A 20,626-nucleotide genomic window follows, 5' to 3' on the forward strand; every position below is an offset into this window, starting at 1 on the left:
ACGCCCCAGCGCCGGGTCCTCGCGAAGCCCCGCCCCTGCTAGAAAGTACCGACGCCCAGCAGCCAGGCCGTGGCCAGGGCACCGCCCAGGCACAGGCATGCGCCGGCGGCCGCCTGCCAGTAGAAGCTGCGGGCCAACTCGTCCTCGCCGGCGCAGGAGAGGATGAAGGGCTGTGATGCTTGTGGCGCGGCCATGTGATGCCGGGCCGGTTGCACGCTTTGCTGGCGATGCCGGTCCTCGGCCTCCAGTTGCGCGGCCAGACGCACCCGATTCCACTCCTGCTCGTCCAGCTGGCCATTGCCGTCGCCGTCGAAGCGCTGCAGCAACCCGGCGAAGTCGCCCTTCCACTGGCGAATCACCGCGCTCTGCGCCGTCGCCAGGTCGAGCCCCTGGCGACCGCCTCCGCTGCTGCGAAAGTCGCCAATCGCATACAGTGGCTGACCGGCGTGCAGGCGCTCCTCGCTGTAGCGATAGTTCTTGCCGGCCGAGAATAACCCCGCCCAGCCTGCCGGCTGCGGACCGCGCGGATGGCGCAGGTTGCCCCGCCAGACCTCGCGGGTGGCCGGGCGCACCTCGGCGCCGCGCGGATTGATCAGGCACTGACCGGTGCCATCGTCCAGCAACAGCCAGGCTTCGCTGCTACCGCTCTCGATCGGACGCCAGCTGCGCGTCTTGTCGTCGGACTGGTACTCCTCGATGCTGTAGCGCCACCACAGGCAGGGCTTGCCGGTCAGCGGGCCGGCGATGGCGGTCCCGGCTTGCGCCGCCAGCACGCCATAGAACTCGGCGTAGCCCTGCGCCGCCGAGCGGATCTTCGAGGTCGGCGTATCCAGCAGGTGACGGGCCTGGGCCAGGCGACGCAGGCCCCACCAGCCACCGCCCAGGGTGGCGGCGACGCTGAACGCCAGGCCGACCAGTTGTTCCTCGAGCACCATGACTCAGCCGAACAGCGACTTGAGGTCGACGTCGGCCTTCTGCGCCTCGCTGAACTGCAGCAGCGGCGCCGCGCCGAAGGCGAAGGCCCGCGCGATCAGCACATCGGGAAACTGCTCGATACGCACGTTGTTCAGGTTGACCGCCTCGTTGTACAGCTCGCGGCGGTCGGCGATGCCGTTTTCCAGGCCGCTGATGCGCTGTTGCAGATGCTGGAAGCTGTCATTGGCCTTCAGCTCCGGGTAGTTCTCGGCCAGGGCGAACAACTGGCCAAGACCGGCGCGCAGACCGCTTTCGGCTCGGCCCAGGGCACCGACGTCGCCCTGCTCGCGGGCGCTGGATACGGCCTGGCGCGCGGCGATGACCCGCTCCAGGGTGGTGCGCTCGTGCTGCATGTACTGCTTGCAGGTCTCCACCAGCTTGGGCAGCTCCTCATGACGCTGCCTGAGCAGCACGTCGATGTTGGCCCAGGCCTTGCTAACCCCGTGCTTGAGGCGCACCAGGCCGTTGTACAGGATCACCGCGAAGGCGGCGACGAGCAGCAGGATGACGATCAGGGCGACACTGGCAAGACTCATGAGCTGTTCTCCATAACGACGAGCCTGTACGACTGCAGGCAGTAGGCGAGCCGGCATTCTAACGGCATCACGCAGCCGTTGCGCAGACCCGGCGCACGGCGACGATGGCAGTCGGTGGCAATTACCCTTTGCGCTTAATGCAAATCTTTCGCATTATACTCACCTTTCCGGTCGACTCCGCTCACCGCTTTCCACCTCTAATACGCAAAGGACTCGTCATGATTCGTATGCCCCTGGCTTCCGCCAGCCTGCTGGCCATCGCCATCTCCCTCGCCGGTTGCGGCGACGACCAGGCCACCGTCAGCCAAGCAGCTACGCCCGCCGCCACTGCAGCCAGCGTAGCGACCACCCGCTTCGACGACGCCGCCGGCAAGGCCGTGGTGGCCCACTATGCGGACCTGGCCCTGGCCGTGTTCAGCGACGCCGCCAGCACCGGCAAGTCCCTGCAGAGCGCCATCGATGCGCTGCTGGCCAATCCCGACGAACAGACGCTGCAAGCCGCTCGCCAGGCCTGGCTGGCGGCACGCGTGCCCTACATGCAGAGTGAAGTGTTCCGCTTCGGCAACAGCGTGGTCGACGACTGGGAAGGCCAGTTGAATGCCTGGCCGCTGGACGAAGGCCTGATCGACTACGTCGCCGCCGATTACCAGCACGCCCTGGGCAACCCCGGCGCCGCCGCCAACATCATCGCCAACACCCAGATCCAGGTCGGCGAAGACCAGCTCGACGTTTCCACGATCACCCCACAGACCCTGGCCAGCCTGAACGAACTGGGTGGCTCCGAGGCCAACGTCGCCACCGGCTACCACGCCATCGAGTTCCTCCTCTGGGGCCAGGACCTCAATGGCAGCAACCCGGGTGCCGGCGAGCGTCCTGCCAGCGACTTCGTGGTCGGCGAAGGCGCCACCGGTGGCCACAACGAACGCCGCCGGGCCTACCTCAAGGCCGCCGCCGACCTGCTGGTCAGCGATCTGGACGAGATGGTCGGCCAGTGGCAGGCCGGGGTAAACGACAACTACCGCGCCAGCCTGCTGGCCGACACGGCCGAGAACGGCCTGCGCAAGATGCTGTTCGGCATGGGCAGCCTGTCGCTCGGCGAACTGGCCGGCGAGCGCATGAAGGTCGCCCTGGAGGCCAACTCCACCGAAGACGAGCAGGATTGCTTCAGCGACAACACCCACAACTCGCACTTCTATGACGGCAAGGGCGTGCGCAACGTCTACCTGGGCGAGTACCAGAAAGTCGACGGCAGCGTACTGAGTGGCCCGAGCCTGTCCGCGCTGGTGGCGCAGACCGACGCCGAGGCCGACAGCACCCTCAAGGCCAACCTGGCGACCACCGAGACCAAGCTGCAGGCCCTGGTCGACAGCGCCAACAACGGCCAGCATTTCGATCAGCTGATCGCCGCCGACAACGCCGCCGGCCAGCAGATCGTGCGCGACGCCATCGCCGCCCTGGTGGTGCAGACCGGCGCCATCGAGCAGGCCGCCGGCAAGCTGGGGATCGACGACCTGAACCCGGATAGCGCCGACCACAGCTTCTGATTCGACGTCGGCTTGCCCGAGCCGGTGTTCCCTCCAGGGGCGCCGGCTTTTTTTCGCCTGCGACCTTCGGTCACCACGCTAACGCTAATCGGTCTTATTTGAATTCACACAATCTGCTAAGATCCCTCGCCTCTCCCGACCTGGACCCGGATCGCCTGTGATGCTGCCGCCCCTTCGTCTGCTGCTGCCCGTGCTGGCCCTGACCCTGAGCGCCTGCGACCAGGGGCCGCGCTTCACCCGGGCCGAGCCTGGCGAGGCCCTCTCGGCCGGCAGCGCCACGGTGTTCAAGCGCGATCACAATGCCTTTTCCCAGCCCTCGGCCAACCTCTCGCCATCGCGGCGCCTGGACTTCAGCGTCGGCAACAGTTTCTTTCGCAATCCCTGGGTGCCGGCCCCCGCTACCACCACGGCGCGCGACGGCCTGGGGCCTCTGCTCAACACCAATGCCTGCCAGAACTGCCACATCAAGGACGGCCGCGGCCACCCGCCCGCGGCACAGGCGCCCAGCGCCGCCTCGATGCTGGTGCGCCTGTCGTTGCCGGCCAGCGCCGAGCAGGCCGAGACCCTAAAGCGCCTGGGCGTGATACCGGAGCCGACCTACGGCGGCCAGCTGCAGGACATGGCCAATCCCGGCAGCGTCCCCGAGGGCAAGGTGCGCATCGCCTACCGCCCGCTGCCGGTGACCTTCGCCGACGGCTATCGGGTCGAACTGCGCCAACCCAGTCTGGAAATCAGCCAGCTGGGGTACGGCCCCATGCACCCGGACACGCTGTTTTCCGCCCGCGTGGCCCCACCGATGATCGGCCTGGGCCTGCTCGAGGCCATTGCCGAGGACGCCATCCTGGCCAACGCCGACCCGCAGGACGCCGACGGCGATGGCATCTCCGGCCGCGCCAACCGGGTCTGGGACGATGCCCGCGGCCAGACCGTGCTTGGCCGCTTCGGCTGGAAGGCCGGGCAACCTACGCTCAACCAGCAGAATGCCCACGCCTTCGCCGGCGACATGGGCCTGACCAGCAGCCTGTTACCCGCCGACGACTGCACGGCCGCGCAGAGCGCCTGTCGCGCGGCGAGCCAGGCCGACGAGCCGGAGGTCAGCGACAACATTCTCGCCAGCGTGTTGTTCTACAGCCGCAACCTCGGCGTGCCGGCACGCCGTGATGTCGACTCGGCGCAGGTGCTGCAAGGCAAGGGCCTGTTTCACCAGGCCGGCTGCCAGGGCTGTCACACCCCCCGCTTCACCACCGCCGCCGATGCCGCCGAAGCGGAGCTGGCCAACCAGCTCATTCGCCCCTACAGCGACCTGCTGCTACATGACATGGGCGCCGGCCTGGCCGACAATCGCGGCGAGTTTCTCGCCGACGGTCGCGAATGGCGCACCCCGCCGCTGTGGGGGATCGGCCTGACCGAGGCGGTCAACGGCCATACCCAGTTCCTCCATGACGGCCGCGCGCGCAACCTGCTCGAGGCCATCCTCTGGCATGGCGGCGAAGCCGAGACGGCCAAGCAACAGGTCCTGACTTTCAACGCCGACGAGCGCGCCGCGCTCCTGGCCTTCCTGAACTCGCTGTAAGGAGATGCGCATGCTTCGCTCCCCCGTTTCCCTGGCCGTACTGGGCCTGGCGCTCAGCGCCTGCACCGCCGCCGACCCGCGGCAGCAGGTGGCAACCGCCCTCACCGACGGCGTGCTGCTGCCCGCCTATAGCGCCTGGGCCGAAACCGACCGCCAGTTGGCCAGCAGCGGCCAGGCCTTCTGCAGCGGCGAACAGATCCTGGCCGAGGCGCGCCAGGCCTTCCTCGGCGCACAGAGCGCCTGGGCGGGCTTGCAGCCCCTGCTGGTCGGCCCCATGGCCGAGGGCAACCGCGCCTGGCAGGTGCAGTTCTGGCCAGACAAGAAGAACCTGGTGGCCCGCCAGGTGACCGCCCTGCTGGCCAGCAAGCCGCAGCTGAGCGCCGCCGACCTGGACAAGTCCAGCGTGGTGGTCCAGGGCCTGACGGCCTACGAGTACCTGCTGTACGACGCCGACATCGACCTCAACGATGCCGCGCAGAAGGCCCGCTACTGCCCGCTGCTCACCGCCATCGGCCAGCATCAGCAGCAGCTGGCCGCCGACGTGCTGGGTCTCTGGCAAGCCGATGAGGGCATGGCCGCCCAGCTCAAGCACTTCCCCAATGCCCGCTATGCCGACGCCAACGAGGCGGTCACCGAACTGCTGCGCGCCCAGGTCAGTGCGCTGGAGGTGATGAAGAAGAAACTCGGCACCCCGCTCGGCCGGCAAAGCAAAGGCCAACCACAGCCCTACCAGGCCGAAGCCTGGCGCAGCAACAGCAGCCTGGCCAACCTGGCGGACGCCCTGGCCAGCGCCGAGCGCAGCTGGCACGGTGCGGCGCAGGACGGCTTCCAGGCGCTGCTGGGCGACCAGCAGCAAGAGCTGAAACGGCGTATCGACGACGCCTTCTCCGCCACCCGCCAGCAACTCGCCGCCCTGCAGCGCCCGCTCGGCGAGCTGCTCGGTGACGAGGCCGGACGCGCCGAGCTGAATGCGCTGTACGACAGCCTCGGCGCCCTGCACCGCCTGCATGAAAGCGAGCTGGCCAAGGCCCTGGGCGTTCAACTGGGCTTCAACGCCCACGATGGTGACTAGATGCAACGCAGAGCCTTTCTCGGCCTCGGCGCCGCCCTGGCCGCCACAGCCGCCGCCGCCACCCTGGGCGGCTGGACCCTGAGCGCCGGCGGTCCGCAGCCGCTGCTGCTGTCGGCGCGCAACGGGGCCGATGGCCAGCATTTCGCCGTCGGCTACCGGCTGGACGGCAGCCAGGTGTTCGCCACCCCCGTCACCGAGCGCTGCCACGACGTGGTGCCGCACCCCAGCCTGCCCCTGGCGCTGTTCGTCGGCCGCCGGCCAAGCACCCAGAGCTACCTGATCGACACCCGCGACGGCCACCTGCTGCAGACCCTGGAGTCGCAGGCACAGCGACACTTCTATGGCCATGCGCTGTTCCACCGCAGCGGCGCCTGGCTGTACGCCACGGAGAACGACACCCGCGAGCCGGGCCGCGGGGTCATCGGCGTCTACCGCCTCGAAGGCGATCAGCTGCAGCGCGACGGCGAGCTGTCCAGCCACGGCATAGGCCCGCACCAGCTGCTCTGGCTGGCGGACGGCGAAACCCTGGTGGTGGCCAATGGCGGCATCCGCACCGAGGCCGACAGCCGGGTCGAGATGAACCTCGACAGCATGCAGCCCAGCCTGGTGCTGCTCAGGCGCGACGGCAGCCTGGTCAGCCAGGAGCAGTTGCCGCAGCCGCAGAACAGCGTGCGCCACCTGGCCGTGGCCGCCGACGGCACCATCGTCAGCGGCCAGCAGTACATGGGCGACGCCAGCGACGCCGTGCCGCTGCTGGCGATCAAGCGCCCCGGCCAGGCCTTCCAGGCCTTTCCCCTGGGCGAGCCCCAGCGCCTGGCGATGAACCAGTACACCGCCAGCCTGGCGATCCACGATGAACTGCGCCTGCTGGCCGTCACCGCCCCGCGCGGCAACCGCCTGTTCATCTGGGACCTGGATAGCGCCGAGCTGCGCCTGGACACGGCCCTGGCCGATTGCGCCGGCGTCGGCGCGGTGGCCGAAGGCTTCGTGGTCAGCGCCGGCATCGGCCGCTGCCGCCTGTATGACTGCCGCCAGCGGCGCATCCTCAGTCAGCCGCTGCAACTGCCCGCCGGCCTCTGGGACAATCACCTGCGCCTGGCCTAGGCGCCCACCCGCGACACTCAAGATCGGCGGCACGCTGCCGATCTCTTATTCACCTGGTCTCAACGCCTGGTTTTCGCCACAGGGATGTAACAGCCGGCTGCCAGCCTGGATTGGTGCTTCAGCCAACCTCCATCCGCTCACTCGAGGCGTCGAACATGCCCCTTCAAAGCTCATTGCGCGCGCAGCTTCTCGGCCTGCTCGGTGGCAGCCTGGCGCTGATCCTGATCATCGCCGCCGCCTGCTTCAACTTCCTGTCCAATGACATCCAGGCCTATCGCGGCCTGATCGACGGTCCGCTGCAGACCTCGCGCCTGGGCGAGCAGGCCAACCTGGAGTTCAAGGTCCAGGTGCAGGAATGGAAAAACGTCCTGTTGCGCGGCCAGGATGCAGAGAACCTGAGCAAGTACTGGGCTCAGTTCGAAGCCCAGGAGCGCAAGGTTCAGGAGCTGCTCGGCCAGATGGCCAGCCAGGCCAAGGGCGATGCCGGCCTGCGCAGCGAGATCGAGAGCCTGCGTAGCGAACACCTGAAACTGGGCCAGAACTACCGCAAGGGCCGCGATGCCTTCCTCGCCGCGGGGGCCGACGCCAAGGCCGGCGACGCCGCCGTCAAGGGCATCGACCGCGCCGCCAGCGAACAGATGAGCAAGCTGGTCGAGCGGCTGCGCGACAGCGGCAACGCCCAGGCCCAGCAGATCAGCGCCAGCGCCGACAGCACTGTGCTCTACGGCAGCCTGGTGATGCTGGCGTCGGGCCTGCTGATCGGCTGGTTCAGCCTGATGCTGGTCAACCGCAACCTGATCGCGCCGATCCGCCAATTGATCGAACACATCGGCCAGCTCAGCCGCGGCAACTTCGGCCAGCATGTCGATACCAGCCGCCGCGACGAACTCGGCCACCTGGCCCAAGCCGCCAACACCCTGCGCGACTTCCTCGCCGACACCTTCAGCCGCCTGCAGCAGAGCACCGCCAATCTGGACAGCGCCAGCAGCGAGCTGGGCTCGATCGCCAGCCAGATGTCCCAGGGCACCCGCGATCAGTTCTCGCGCACCGACCAGGTGGCCACGGCCATGCACGAGATGTCCGCCACCGCTCAGGAAGTCGCCCGCCACGCCGCCGAGGCGGCAAACGCCGCCGACGATGCGGACAAGTCCGCCCAGCAGGGCGAACAGGTGATGCAGGCGACCATCCACACCATCACCGGCATGCGTGGCGAGATCGCCAACACTGCCGAGGTGATCCGCCGCCTCGAAAGCGACAGCGGACGCATCGGCAAGGTCCTCGAGGTGATTCGCGGCATCGCCGAGCAGACCAACCTGCTGGCCCTCAACGCGGCCATCGAGGCGGCCCGTGCCGGCGATGCCGGCCGTGGCTTCGCCGTGGTCGCCGACGAGGTACGCACCCTGGCCCAGCGCACCGCCGAATCCACCGCCGAGATCCACCAGATCATCGATACCGTGCAGACCGGCGCGGTCAACGCGGTGCGCGCCATCGAAAGCGGCCAGCAGCGCAGCGACGAGGGCGTCGAGCAGGTCACCCAGGCCGGCGCCATGCTGCAGCGCATCACCGGCGCGGTGGAGGCCATCCGCGACATGAACCGGCAGATCGCCACCGCCGCCGAAGAGCAGACCTCGGTGGCCGAGGACATCTCGCGCAACCTCACCGAGATCACCGCGATCGCCACCACCAACCAGGAAAACGTGCAGCGCACCGAAACCGCCAGCCAGAGCCTGAATGCGCTATCCGGCCAGCTCGGCCAGGTGACCCAGCGCCTCAACGGCTGAGCCCCGCAGACGTCCAGGCCAGGCTGCCACGCCCGTGGCCGGCCTGGCACCTGGCCAGGCTGGCCTGACGGCAGATCGCCGATCGTCGGACGCCCAGGCGGCGAGCGGAAAAACCCGCCACCCTCTGTCTAATCTCGAAACCTGAAGCGCTTTGACTTGCCCCCGGCAAGGGTACTAAGGTGCCTGTCTGCCTATTCCCAGGCCCCATTCGCCTTGCCAAGGAACCGGAATATGTTGCTCCGCCGCATGTTGATCATGCTGGGCGTGGTCGCCCTCGTGGTACTCGCCCTCGCCGCCTACAAAGGCTGGACCATCTACCAGCAGGTCCAGCAGTTCTCTGCCCCCCAACCCGCCATCAGTGTCTCCGCCGCCGTCGCCCAGCAGCGTCCCTGGCAGAGCCGCCTGCCGGCCATCGGCACGCTCAAGGCATTCCTCGGCGTCGACCTGGCCGCCGAAGTCGACGGCATCGTACGCGACGTGCTGTTCGAGTCCGGGGAGAAGGTCGCACTCGGCCAGCCGCTGATCCAGCTCGACAATGAAGTCGAGCGCGCCAGCCTGGCCACCGCCGAAGCCGAGCGCGGCCTGGCCCGGGTCGAGTTCGAGCGCGGGCGCAGCCTGGTGCGCCGCTCGAACATCTCCAAGAGCGAGTTCGACCGGCTCTCGGCCGAACTGCAGAAAGCCACGGCCAGCGTCGCCCAGCTCAAGGCCACCCTGGACAAGAAACGCATCCTCGCCCCGTTCGCCGGCACCATCGGCATCCGCCAGGTGGATCCCGGCGACTACCTGTCGCCCGGCGCGACCATCGCCACCCTGCAGGACCTGTCCCGGCTGCACGTCGACTTCTTCCTGCCCGAGCAGAACGCGCCGCAGGTGGCGCTCGGCCAGCGGGTCAGGGTCAGCGTGGCGGCCTACCCGGGCGAGTGGTTCGAGGGCAGCATCAGTGCGATCAACCCCAAGGTCGAGGATCAAACCCGCAACCTGCAGGTGCGCGCCACCCTGGCCAACCCCGAGGAAAAACTCCTGCCGGGCATGTTCGCCAACCTCAACCTGATCCTGCCCGGCGATCAGCCGCAGGTGCTGGTACCGGAAACCGCGATTACCTACACCCTGTACGGCAACTCGGTGTACGTGGTCGACGAACGCAAGGATCAGGACGGCCAGGTCGAAAAGGACGCCAAGGGCCAGGCGCAACTGGTGGTCGAACGACGCTTCGTCGAGACCGGCGAGCGTCGCGACGGCCTGGTGGTGGTGCTCAAGGGCCTGGAGGCCGGCGAACGGGTGGTCACCGCCGGCCAGCTCAAGCTGGACAACGGCGCCCACGTCACCCTCGTCGATGACCGGGCCCTCACGCCCCAAGCCAACGCCGCCCAATAGGCGCGGCCGCCAAGGAATTGCACATGGCTTTTACCGATCCCTTTATCCGCCGCCCGGTGCTGGCCACCGTGGTCAGCCTGCTGATCGTGCTGCTCGGCCTGCAGGCGTTCAACAAGCTGGTGATCCGCCAGTACCCGCAAATGGAGAACGCCCTGATCAAGGTGACCACCGCCTACCCGGGGGCCAACGCCGAGACCATCCAGGGCTACATCACCCAGCCGATGCAGCAGAGCCTGGCCAGCGCCGAAGGCATCGACTACATGACCTCGGCCAGCCAGCAGAACCTGTCGGTCATCTCCATCTATGCACGCATCGGTGCCGACAGCGACCGCCTGTTCACCGAGCTGCTGGCCAAGGCCAACGAGGTCAAGAACCAGCTGCCGCAGGACGCCGAAGACCCGGTGCTGTCCAAGGAGGCCGCCGACGCCTCGGCGCTGATGTACATCAGCTTCTTCAGCGACGAGCTGTCCAACCCGCAGATTACCGACTACCTGTCCCGGGTCATCCAGCCCAAGCTGGCCACCCTGCCGGGCATGGCCGAGGCGCAGATCCTCGGCAACCAGGTGTTCGCCATGCGCCTGTGGCTGGACCCGGTGAAGATGGCGGCCTATGGCGTCACCGCCAGGGACCTCGACGACGCGGTGCGCCAGTACAACTTCCTCGCTGCCGCCGGCGAGGTGAAGGGCCAGTACGTGGTCACCAGCATCAATGCCGACACCGACCTCAAGTCGGCCGAGGCCTTCGCCGCCATTCCGGTGAAGACCGACGGCGATCGCCGGGTGCTGGTGAGCGATATCGCCCGGGTCGAGATGGGCGCGGCCAACTACGACTCGATCAGCTCCTTCGACGGCACCCCCTCGGTCTACATCGCCATCAAGGGCACCCCCAGTGCCAACCCGCTGGATGTGATCAAGGAAGTGCGCGGCCTGCTGCCGGAGCTCGAGGCGCAACTGCCACCTAACCTCAAGGTGGCCATCGCCTATGACGCCACCCAGTTCATCCAGGCCTCGATCGACGAGGTGATCAAGACCCTGCTCGAAGCCGTGCTGATCGTCATCGTGGTGGTGTTCCTGTTCCTCGGCGCCCTGCGCTCGGTGCTGATCCCGGTGATCACCATCCCGCTGTCGATGATCGGCGTGCTGTTCTTCATGCAGCTGATGGGCTACTCGATCAACCTGCTGACCCTGCTGGCCATGGTTTTGGCCATCGGCCTGGTGGTAGACGATGCGATCGTGGTGGTGGAGAACATTCACCGCCATATCGAGGAAGGCAAGACGCCCTTCGACGCCGCCATCGAGGGCGCGCGCGAGATCGCCGTGCCGGTGGTGTCGATGACCATCACCCTGGCCGCGGTCTACGCCCCCATCGGCTTCCTCGAGGGCCTGACCGGTGCCCTGTTCCGCGAGTTCGCCCTGACCCTGGCCGGGGCGGTGATCATCTCCGGGATAGTCGCGCTGACCCTGTCGCCGATGATGTGCGCCAAGCTGCTGCGCCACGACGAGAACCCCAGCGGCCTGGCCCACCGCCTCGATGTGCTGTTCGAGCGCCTCAAGCAGCGCTACCAGAAGGCCCTGCACGGCACCCTGAACACCCGCCCGGTGGTGGTGGTGTTCGCCCTCATCGTCATGGCGCTGATCCCGGCCTTGCTCAGCTTCAGCCAGAGCGAACTGGCGCCCGAAGAAGACCAGGGCATCGTCTTCCTCTTCGCCAATGCGCCGCAGCCGACCAACCTCGACTACCTGAACGCCTACACCGACCAGTTCGTGCCGATCTTCAAGTCCTTCCCGGAGTACTACCGGTCGTTCCAGATCAACGGCTTTGACGGCGTGCAATCGGGCATCGGCGGCTTCCTGCTGAAACCCTGGGACGAGCGCGAGCGCACCCAGATGGAGCTGCTGCCGCAGGTCCAGGCCAAACTCGATCAGATCCCCGGCCTGCAGGTGTTCGGCTTCAACCTGCCGTCGCTGCCAGGCACCGGCGAGGGCCTGCCGTTCCAGTTCGTGATCAACACGCCGAACGACTACGAGTCGCTGCTGCAGGTGGCCGAGCGGATCAAGCAGCGCGCCCTGGAGTCAGGCAAATTCGCCTTCCTCAACATCGACCTGGCGTTCGACAAGCCCGAGGTGGTGGTGGAGATCGACCGCGAGAAGGCCGCGCAGATGGGCGTGTCCATGGAAGACCTGGGCGCCACCCTGGCCAGCCTGCTCGGCGAGGGCGAGATCAACCGCTTCACCATCGACGGGCGCAGCTACAAGGTGATCGCCCAGGTCGAGCGCGCCTACCGCGACAACCCGGGCTGGCTGAACAACTACTACGTGAAGAGCGACAGCGGCGCCATGGTCGCCCTGGGCACCCTGATCCGCCTCAGCGACCGCGCCCGGCCGACCAGGCTCAAGCAGTTCCAGCAGCTCAACTCGGCGATCATCGAGGGCGTGACCATCGTCAGTCAGGGCGAGGCGATCGACACCATCGGCCAGATCGCCGACGAGGAGGCGCCGCGCGGCTATGCCTTCGACTATGCCGGCGCCTCGCGCCAGTACATCCAGGAAGGCAGTGCGCTCTACGTCACCTTCGGCCTGGCCCTGGCGATCATCTTCCTGGTCCTGGCCGCGCAGTTCGAGAGCTTCCGCGACCCGCTGGTGATCCTGGTCACGGTGCCGCTGTCGATCTGCGGGGCACTGGTGCCGATTTTCCTCGGTTTTTCCAGCCTGAACATCTATACCCAGGTGGGCCTGGTGACCCTGATCGGGCTGATCAGCAAGCACGGCATCCTGATCGTCGAGTTCGCCAACCAGTTGCGCCGCGACCAGGGCCTGAGCGTGCGCGAAGCCATCGAACAAGCCGCGGCGATTCGCCTGCGACCGGTACTGATGACCACGGCCGCCATGGTCTTCGGCATGCTGCCGCTGATCCTCGCCAGCGGCGCCGGTGCGGTCAGCCGCTTCGACATCGGCCTGGTGATCGCCACCGGTATGTCGGTGGGCACCCTGTTCACCCTGTTCGTCCTGCCCTGCGTGTACAGCCTGCTGGCCAAGCCGGACGCAGCGCCAGCGCCGGCGCCGGCGCCACAAGCCATGAGCGCCCACTGAGCAGGCGCAAAAAAGCCGCTCACCGCGTGCCGGTGAACGGCTTTTTCGTTGCCCAGCCTGGCCGGCTGGCGATCTCGCTCAGCCTTGCGGCCCCATGCCCTGGGACAGACCGAACATCAGCAGCAGCAGGTCCTGGTCCGGGTGAAGCTGCTCGGCCATGCCGATCTTGGCCGGCAGCGGGCAGTAAGCCAGTCCCTTGCCGCTGAGCACCGCGGGGCCGGGTTCATGCCAGGCGGCGGCGGCCAAGGTCGCCACGCCCAGCGCAGCGACGAGGAACAAACCTCGAGCAATTTCTAACTTCATGATTGCAACCCCTTGATAGCGCTGCCAAACGCTTGTTGGTAACAGTAGATCAAGCGCGCCCAGTCGCCAGCGGCCCACGACGAATGGCGTTTGAGTTGCAACATGTCGTGGCGCGCGGCCCGCTGTCGACTGAGGCGCCGCCGGCTTTTCTCCAGGTCGAGCAACGCGGTCTCGATTTCAACCTGCGCCCCGACCTGCTCGACGCGCACGAACACATGCTTCTGGTACAGGCATCCATGCTGCCAGCCGGCTCGATGAAACCGCGCCAGCATCTGCGCGATCTGCTCCAGCAGGCGATGATTGACCTCGGGACCAAAACGCTCGCGCCCGCCCTCGGCGTACCAGCGATTGACCTCCTGAAAGCCTTCTAGTTCCTCCGACACCAGCAGCCCGCGCCAGGTGCCGGCGGCGTCTTTCCGGACCTCGCAGAACAGCAGGTTGGGCGCCTTGACCCCAATCCGCGCCAGCGCCAGCAGGGCATCGCGCTCGCGCAGCACGGTCGGGCGACCGAGGGGATGGCGCAGGCTGCGGTAGAAGTGGCCGACCTGGCGTTTGGCATAGAGCACCCGCCCTTGCTCCAGCTGCAGGCGCTGTACACCGCTCTCGCCGCCGCGACGCCGATTCGGCTCCTCGACCCACTCACCCTGAAGTTGCCACCACTGCTCGAACGCCATCGCTGCTGTCATCGAATTCACAACCCTTGTCCTACCAAAAACCAAGCGAACCTCGCCGCGACCGGACCCAGAATGGTCCATGGCGGTCACCCACGGTAACAAAAGGTTCACCCTGTAACCCCATGGAACGACCGCCGGAGCAGTCTTCGCGCAGGCGGGCAGGCCAGGCACCAGGGTGCTATCGGCCCGCTGTGCCGGGGTATTGGCGCCGACCCGCGGGCCGGCGAGAAGCAATGGGACGCAAGTTTCACGCCATGACTCTGGCGCCGCAGGCCGGCGCACCCGCATGCCGGCCCCCTTGTCAGGGCGCGGAGCCATCCCACGGGCGCGGCGCCCAGGTGCCGAAGCGCTGGGCAGCAGACAAAAAAAACCCCGCGCCAAGGGCGCGGGGTTTTTCGGTGTTTCCGGGAAGGCCGGTCGGCTTACATCATGCCGCCCATGCCGCCCATGCCACCCATGCCACCCATGTCCGGCATGCCACCGCCGGCCGGCTTGTCGTCGGCGGCATCGCCGACCATGGCTTCGGTGGTGATCATCAGGCTGCCGATCGAGGTAGCGGCCTGCAGCGCGGAACGGGTGACCTTGGCCGGATCGAGGATACCCATCTCGATCATGTCGCCGTAGACACCGGTCGCCGCGTTGTAGCCGAAGTTGCCTTCGCCTTGCTTGACCTTGTCGACCACCACGCTCGGCTCGTCACCAGCGTTGGCGACGATCTGGCGCAGCGGCGCTTCGACGGCGCGACGCAGCAGCGCGATACCGACGTTCTGGTCTTCGTTGTCGCCCTTCAGGCCGGAGATGGCCTGCAGTGCACGCACCAGGGCCACGCCACCGCCAGGTACCACGCCTTCTTCCACTGCCGCGCGGGTCGCGTGCAGGGCGTCTTCGACGCGGGCCTTCTTCTCTTTCATCTCGACTTCGGTACCGGCACCGACCTTGATCACGGCAACACCGCCGGCCAGCTTGGCCAGACGCTCTTGCAGCTTCTCCTTGTCGTAATCGGAGGAAGTGTCTTCGACCTGCTTGCGGATCTGCGCCACGCGCGCTTCGATGTCGACCTGCTGGCCGGCACCGTCGATGATGGTGGTGTTTTCCTTGCTCAGCACGACGCGCTTGGCGTTACCCAGGTGCTCCAGGGTGGCGCCTTCCAGGCTCAGGCCGACTTCTTCGGAAATCACGGTACCACCGGTCAGGATGGCGATGTCCTGCAGCATGGCCTTGCGACGATCGCCGAAGCCCGGCGCCTTGACCGCAGCGACCTTGACGATGCCGCGCATGTTGTTGACCACCAGGGTGGCCAGGGCTTCGCCTTCGACGTCTTCGGCGACGATCAGCAGCGGACGACCGGCCTTGGCGACGGCTTCCAGCACCGGCAGCATTTCGCGGATGTTGGAGATCTTCTTGTCGACCAGCAGGATCAGCGGGGTCTCAAGCTCGGCCACCATGGTGTCCGGCTTGTTGATGAAGTAAGGGGACAGGTAGCCGCGGTCGAACTGCATGCCTTCGACGACCGACAGCTCGTTCTCCAGGCCCGAGCCTTCCTCGACGGTGATCACGCCTTCTTTACCGACCTTCTCCATGGCTTCGGCGATGATGTCGCCGATCGAGCTGTCGGAGTTGGCGGAGATGGTGCCGACCTGGGCGATGGCCTTGGTGTCGGCGCACGGCTTGGACAGCTCCTTGAGCTCCTTGACGATGGCGATGGTGGCCTTGTCGATGCCGCGCTTGAGGTCCATCGGGTTCATGCCGGCAGCCACGGCCTTGAGGCCTTCGCTGACGATGGCCTGGGCCAGTACGGTAGCGGTGGTGGTGCCGTCACCGGCTTCGTCGTTGGCCTTGGAAGCGACGTCCTTGACCAGCTGCGCGCCCATGTTCTCGAAGCGGTCTTTCAGCTCGATTTCTTTGGCGACGGAAACGCCGTCCTTGGTGATGGTCGGAGCGCCGAAGCTCTTCTCGAGAATCACGTTGCGACCTTTCGGGCCCAGGGTGGCCTTCACGGCGTCAGCCAGGACGTTAACACCGGTGAGCATCTTCTTGCGGGCGGAGTCGCCGAATTTGACTTCTTTAGCAGCCATGTTGATTGATCCTTAAATTCTTGACGGTTGAACGGAGATTCGCAGGAATCAGGCTTCGATGACGGCGAGGATTTCGCTTTCGCCCATCACCAGCAGGTCTTCGCCGTCGACCTTGACGGTGTTGCTGCCCGAGTAAGGGCCGAACACCACCTTGTCACCGACCTTCACGGCCAGCGGGCGAACTTCGCCGTTGTCCAGCACGCGACCGGTGCCGACGGCGACGATCTCGCCCTGATTCGGCTTCTCGGCAGCGGAGCCCGGCAGCACGATGCCGCCTGCGGTCTTGGTTTCTTCTTCGCTGCGACGGATCACGACGCGGTCATGCAGAGGACGAAGCTTCATTGTCGATCTCTCCCAGTAGGTTGTTTTCATCGGCCGGTGCCTTCACCGGCGGGTTAGCAAAATCCGGCGGTGCCGGTTGCGTGCCGAGGCGATCGCTACGACCAGTCACTCGACTGCCCCTATCGACTACCCGCGCCACGCTGAAGTCTGTTCTGCCGAAACCGGCAGAAAACCTTGCGGTGTCCGCTACATAAGGGCGTACAAGGGGATTTCAAGGGCAGGCGAGGAAAATTTTTTCGCCGCCGAACGAACGCCGGCGCTGCCCCGAGCGCTCTCGAGGCCAGACCAACAGGACCGGCCAAATGGCAGGGTCACGGCCGGCGGAACTAGTCGCGGCGCTCGTACTCGCCCTCGATCACATTCGGTCGGGGCGCGTCCGGTCGAGCCGCGTCCGGCCGAGCCGAACCTGGCCGAGTCTGCCTGGCCAGCTCATCGGCGAAGGCCCGCTGGCGCATGGCCTGCTCGGCGGCACGCTGGCGCAGCTTGTTGACCAGCAGGCGGCGGGTAAAGGGGATCAGGCAGAACACACCGAAGATGTCACTGATGAACCCCGGCAACAGCAGCAGACCGCCACCGAGCGCGATCGTCAGGCCCTCGAGCATTTCCTGTTCGGGCAACTCGCCGCGCGCCAGCTTCTCGCGAGCGCGCCAGGCCGTCGCCAGGCCAGCGACCCGCAGCAGGACGCTCCCCAGGATCGCGCTGCCTATCACCAGCAGCAGGGTCGGCAACACGCCAATCGCACTCCCCACCTTGATCAGCAGGGCCAGCTCGACGATCGGGAACAGCAGGAACAACAACAGAAAAACGCGCATCAAGGATTCCTTAGCGGAAGAACGGCTTCCAGTAAGAGTGAAATAGGGGGTCGCCGGGCTAATTCAAGCCGGCTCCTCGCCGCTGGTCGGCAAGAGCTACGCGCGAGCCAGCTGGATCAGGGCCTGCCGCACCTCGGCGGGAGTGTTGCAAGATGTTGGGAATGCCAGCCAGTGCAGGCTCTGGCCGATACGCAGGTGGAAGCCCTCGCTGTCGATCCCGACCATCTGCGCCGCCTCCTGGCCAGGCAGGTCGGCCAGCTCGACGTAATGGGCAATGGCGGCGGCATGGTCCTGGTTCATGTGCTCGAGCATGCCCTGTTCCGTCTCATCGCCAGCACCGGCTGCCGCGGCGAAGGGGTTGGCCAGGGCCACCTGGTCCAGCCAGTGGATCGCGCCGAAGCCGCCGATATAGCGCCAGCGCACCGGTTCCAGACGCCAGAAATCGAAGTCATGCGCCCGATGGTAGTCGCGCGACTGGGGGAAAAAGCGGTAATAACGCAGTGCGGCCGCCTCGATCTCGTCTTGGTCACACAATTGTCGCGCTTCGGCGAGCAGAGTGAGACGGCCGACCGCCTGCACATCCTCGGCGCCGCGCTCGCCCACCAGCAACGAGCACTTGGCGTCCTGCCTGAGGTTATGGGTGTGCTGGGCGATACGGCTGATCAGGATCAGCGGGCGCCCCTGGGCATCCAGGCAGTAGGGCACCACCGATCCGAACGGAAAGCCCGGCATGGCTTGCGAATGGGTGGAGAGCACCCCCCGGTATTCCTTGAGCAGCAATTCTCGGGCATGCTTGCCGGCTTTCACGCTCACCTTATGACTCCTCGCTTAGAATTCGTCACGAACGGACAGGTGCCTAGAATAGCGGTTTGCGGGCACCAGCGGGGCAAACGCACTACTTCGAGGGGATATCGCGATGCAACTGCAAGATAAAGTGATCATCATCACCGGCGGCTGTCAGGGCCTGGGGCGGGCCATGGGCGAATACCTGGCCGGCAAGGGCGTAAAACTGGCCCTGGTCGATCTCAACCAGGAAAAACTCGACCAGGCCGTGGCCGCCTGCAAGGCGCTTGGCGTCGAGGCACGCGCCTACCTGTGCAACGTCGCCAATGAAGAGCAGGTGACCCACATGGTCGCCCAGGTGGCCGAGGACTTCGGCGCCATCAATGGCCTGGTGAACAACGCAGGTATCCTGCGCGACGGCCTGACCATCAAGGTCAAGGACGGCGAACTGAGCAAGATGAGCCTGGCCCAGTGGCAGTCGGTGATCGACGTCAACCTGACCGGCGTGTTCCTCTGCACCCGCGAGGTGGCGGCGAAGATGATCGAACTGAAGAATCAGGGCGCGATCGTCAATATTTCTTCGATCTCCCGCGCCGGCAACATGGGCCAGGCCAACTACTCCGCGGCCAAGGCCGGGGTCGCCGCCGACACCGTGGTCTGGGCCAAGGAGCTCGCGCGCTACGGCATTCGCGTGGCCGGCGTCGCCCCGGGCTTCATCGAGACCGAGATGACCCTGAGCATGAAGCCCGAGGCGCTGGACAAGATGACCGCCGGCATCCCGCTGCGGCGCATGGGCAAGCCGGACGAGATTGCCCACTCGGTGGCCTACATCCTGGAGAACGACTACTACACCGGTCGTATCCTGGAGCTGGACGGCGGCCTGCGCCTGTAACCCCAGCACTGCCAAGCCATAACCAAGAAGCCCCGCAACTGCGGGGCTTCTTGGTTATGGTCGCCGTCCACAGGACGGGTTCGGCTTACCAACCGACGCCGAAGCCCAGGCTGTAATGGGTCTCGTCCACGTCACCTTGCGAGCCGCTGACCAGGTCCTTCTCGGCTTTCATGTTCAACGAGGCCCAATCGGTCATCTTGTAACGCAGGCCCGCCTCGGCATCCAGGGTGTACTCGGCGACATTGGTCAGCGGCTTGCCCAGCTCGCCACTGCTGAACAGTTCCACCGACCTGCCGATCAGGTAGCGGTTGTAGTCCCACTTGGCGCCCAGGGCGTAGAAGTCGTCCTCGTCGCCATCGGCGTAGCGATAGTCGCTGCGGTTGAGTAGCCCGGCCACCGAGAATGCCCCCAACTGGTTGTCCCAGAACTGGTAACCCGGACCACTGCCGACCGTGCGCTGGCGCGCCAGCTCCTCGAGCTGGTCATGCTTGTATTCCAGTCGCCCCTGCCAGAACCAGTGCTCGTCGAGGAAGCGGTCCAGGGCGTACTCGGCATTCCAATTGTCGGTGGCCACCACCCCGTCCTGGTACTCGCGGTTATAACCGGCCTCGCCGTTGTGCCGCCACAGGCCGTGGCGCGCCTGGGTCTTGAGATCGACGTCATAGTCGTCGGTATCGCTTTCGGCCCGCTTGTAGTCCAGCGCCGCGTCTATATTGCCCCTCCAGGTCCAATCCTCGACCAGCGGCTTGGGCTTCATGATCTGGCGGATGCTGGCCAGCTCGATGGTGCGCGGCGCCTCGCCATTGGCCAGCACCACCTTGCCCGGTTCGGCGGCGTGCAGGGACTTGGCGCGTTCGCCGACCTGCGCATCCTCCTTGATCAGCAGCTCACGGTCGCTTTCCAGGGTGGCGACCTTGCGCCAATCCAGGGCGATGGCGCCGCCATAATCGGTTTGCAGCAGGAGTTTGCCTCCGTCGAAGAACTTGATCTGGCCGCTTAGGCGATCGCCATTCTTCAGCCACACGGTATCGGCCAGCAGGGGGGCGGCTGTCAGGGAGAGGGCTAGGCACAGCAGGGTTCTGGAAAACATGGGACGAGGACTGTTTGGCTGAGCGAAAAAACCGGGCATTATCCGTAGGTCCGGCACCTGAGCAAGGACTGACCGTCGGAATCCGGTCGAGTTCAACCCGCCCGCCTGAGCAGCCGTAGACCCTGGCGAGCCCCCCCGGAACTCAGGCCGCCACCTGCCCTCCAATCGATCGGGCCCGACGGCAACTGCAAGGGTGGATTTATGGGTGCCGGTAACGGCAGGATGGGGGGCATGAACGATCGACACGCATCAGGGCCGAGCGCCAGCCACGAGGCCCGCCGCGAGGCGCTCTACGCCGTGCTGGCCCAGGTTCCCGCCGGCAAGGTGGTCAGCTACGGGCAACTGGCCGAAATGGCCGGGCTCGGCCGCGCCGCGCGCTGGGTCGGCCGCACCCTTGGCCAGTTACCCGACGGCAGCCGCCTGCCCTGGCATCGGGTGCTCGCCGCCGGCGGGCGCCTGAGCCTGCCCGCCGGCAGCGTTTCGGGCGAAGAGCAACGGGCACGCTTGCGCGCCGAAGGCGTGCTTATCCATGCCGATCGCGTGGATATCCGACGGCACGGCTGGCGCCCGACGGAGCACAGCGGTTAGAGTGCGCCCTTTATTAGCT

General features: G+C 66.5%; 18 protein-coding genes and 1 pseudogene. 10 read left to right on the top strand and 9 right to left on the bottom strand.

What is annotated here, in order from left to right; translation table 11 throughout:
- Positions 1-38: 38 nt before the first annotated feature.
- Both AB5S05_RS09520 and AB5S05_RS09525 read right to left on the bottom strand, forming a co-directional pair.
- Positions 39-932, bottom strand: a complete 894-nt coding sequence (locus AB5S05_RS09520) for a GIDE domain-containing protein (RefSeq protein WP_369287271.1) — start codon at positions 930-932, stop codon at positions 39-41.
- Positions 933-938: 6 nt separating this feature from the next.
- Positions 939-1,511, bottom strand: a complete 573-nt coding sequence (locus AB5S05_RS09525; protein WP_369287272.1) for a LemA family protein — start codon at positions 1,509-1,511, stop codon at positions 939-941.
- Positions 1,512-1,729: 218 nt separating this feature from the next.
- Here AB5S05_RS09525 and AB5S05_RS09530 point away from each other — a divergent pair, with 218 nt between their 5' ends.
- The 8 genes and pseudogenes from AB5S05_RS09530 (at position 1,730) to AB5S05_RS09560 (ending at position 13,048) form a co-directional block, all read left to right on the top strand.
- Positions 1,730-3,055, top strand: a complete 1,326-nt coding sequence (locus AB5S05_RS09530; protein WP_369287273.1) for an imelysin family protein — start codon at positions 1,730-1,732, stop codon at positions 3,053-3,055.
- Positions 3,056-3,215: 160 nt separating this feature from the next.
- Positions 3,216-4,628: a di-heme oxidoreductase family protein gene (locus tag AB5S05_RS09535; protein ID WP_369287274.1), complete on the top strand. Its 1,413-nt coding sequence runs from the start codon at positions 3,216-3,218 to the stop codon at positions 4,626-4,628.
- A gap of 10 nt (positions 4,629-4,638) precedes the next feature.
- Positions 4,639-5,700 carry an imelysin family protein gene (locus tag AB5S05_RS09540; protein WP_369287275.1) on the top strand — a complete coding sequence of 354 codons (1,062 nt, stop codon included), beginning with the start codon at positions 4,639-4,641 and terminating at the stop codon, positions 5,698-5,700.
- Entirely contained in the window at positions 5,701-6,804 is a 1,104-nt protein-coding gene (locus AB5S05_RS09545; protein ID WP_369287276.1) for a DUF1513 domain-containing protein, read from the top strand. It abuts the gene before it with no gap.
- Positions 6,805-7,580: 776 nt separating this feature from the next.
- Positions 7,581-7,652 (top strand): annotated as a pseudogene (locus AB5S05_RS22160) (hypothetical protein); the annotation flags it as partial.
- Positions 7,653-7,880: 228 nt separating this feature from the next.
- On the top strand, positions 7,881-8,585 hold the full coding sequence (locus AB5S05_RS22165; RefSeq protein ID WP_438943564.1) for a methyl-accepting chemotaxis protein: 705 nt from the start codon (positions 7,881-7,883) through the stop codon (positions 8,583-8,585).
- Between the two features lie 231 nt (positions 8,586-8,816).
- Complete coding sequence (locus tag AB5S05_RS09555) at positions 8,817-9,959, top strand: efflux RND transporter periplasmic adaptor subunit (protein WP_369287278.1); 1,143 nt, start codon at positions 8,817-8,819, stop codon at positions 9,957-9,959.
- Positions 9,960-9,982: 23 nt separating this feature from the next.
- The gene (locus AB5S05_RS09560; RefSeq protein WP_369287279.1) at positions 9,983-13,048 is read left to right on the top strand and encodes a multidrug efflux RND transporter permease subunit; all 3,066 of its coding nucleotides are present in this window, start codon (positions 9,983-9,985) and stop codon (positions 13,046-13,048) included.
- Between the two features lie 78 nt (positions 13,049-13,126).
- On the opposite strand, the gene AB5S05_RS09565 is transcribed toward AB5S05_RS09560, so the two are convergent.
- The 6 genes from AB5S05_RS09565 to AB5S05_RS09590 all read right to left on the bottom strand — a co-directional run bounded on the left by AB5S05_RS09565 (position 13,127) and on the right by AB5S05_RS09590 (position 18,067).
- The gene (locus tag AB5S05_RS09565; protein WP_369287280.1) at positions 13,127-13,351 is read right to left on the bottom strand and encodes a hypothetical protein; all 225 of its coding nucleotides are present in this window, start codon (positions 13,349-13,351) and stop codon (positions 13,127-13,129) included.
- Positions 13,348-14,037 (bottom strand): lipopolysaccharide kinase InaA family protein, encoded by a 690-nt coding sequence (locus AB5S05_RS09570; RefSeq protein ID WP_369287431.1) that lies wholly within the window; start codon positions 14,035-14,037, stop codon positions 13,348-13,350. Before AB5S05_RS09570 ends, AB5S05_RS09565 begins: the two co-directional genes overlap by 4 nt.
- 410 nt (positions 14,038-14,447) lie before the next feature.
- Positions 14,448-16,100 carry a chaperonin GroEL gene (gene groL / locus AB5S05_RS09575; RefSeq protein ID WP_369287281.1) on the bottom strand — a complete coding sequence of 551 codons (1,653 nt, stop codon included), beginning with the start codon at positions 16,098-16,100 and terminating at the stop codon, positions 14,448-14,450.
- A 48-nt stretch (positions 16,101-16,148) separates the two neighbouring features.
- Positions 16,149-16,442, bottom strand: coding sequence for a co-chaperone GroES (locus tag AB5S05_RS09580; RefSeq protein ID WP_090447605.1), 294 nt, complete (start codon positions 16,440-16,442; stop codon positions 16,149-16,151).
- 326 nt (positions 16,443-16,768) lie between these two features.
- The gene (locus AB5S05_RS09585) at positions 16,769-17,254 is read right to left on the bottom strand and encodes an FxsA family protein (RefSeq protein WP_369287282.1); all 486 of its coding nucleotides are present in this window, start codon (positions 17,252-17,254) and stop codon (positions 16,769-16,771) included.
- A 96-nt stretch (positions 17,255-17,350) separates the two neighbouring features.
- Complete coding sequence (locus tag AB5S05_RS09590) at positions 17,351-18,067, bottom strand: HugZ family pyridoxamine 5'-phosphate oxidase (RefSeq protein WP_369287283.1); 717 nt, start codon at positions 18,065-18,067, stop codon at positions 17,351-17,353.
- A 103-nt stretch (positions 18,068-18,170) separates the two neighbouring features.
- Between AB5S05_RS09590 and AB5S05_RS09595 the strand changes: the two genes are divergently transcribed.
- Positions 18,171-18,929, top strand: a complete 759-nt coding sequence (locus AB5S05_RS09595; RefSeq protein ID WP_369287284.1) for an SDR family oxidoreductase — start codon at positions 18,171-18,173, stop codon at positions 18,927-18,929.
- 85 nt (positions 18,930-19,014) lie between these two features.
- On the opposite strand, the gene AB5S05_RS09600 is transcribed toward AB5S05_RS09595, so the two are convergent.
- The gene (locus tag AB5S05_RS09600) at positions 19,015-20,019 is read right to left on the bottom strand and encodes a DUF481 domain-containing protein (RefSeq protein ID WP_369287285.1); all 1,005 of its coding nucleotides are present in this window, start codon (positions 20,017-20,019) and stop codon (positions 19,015-19,017) included.
- Positions 20,020-20,250: 231 nt separating this feature from the next.
- Here AB5S05_RS09600 and AB5S05_RS09605 point away from each other — a divergent pair, with 231 nt between their 5' ends.
- Complete coding sequence (locus AB5S05_RS09605; RefSeq protein ID WP_369287286.1) at positions 20,251-20,607, top strand: MGMT family protein; 357 nt, start codon at positions 20,251-20,253, stop codon at positions 20,605-20,607.
- Positions 20,608-20,626: the final 19 nt, after the last annotated feature.

Source organism: Pseudomonas zhanjiangensis, assembly GCF_041027545.1.
Lineage (GTDB): Bacteria > Pseudomonadota > Gammaproteobacteria > Pseudomonadales > Pseudomonadaceae > Aquipseudomonas > Aquipseudomonas zhanjiangensis.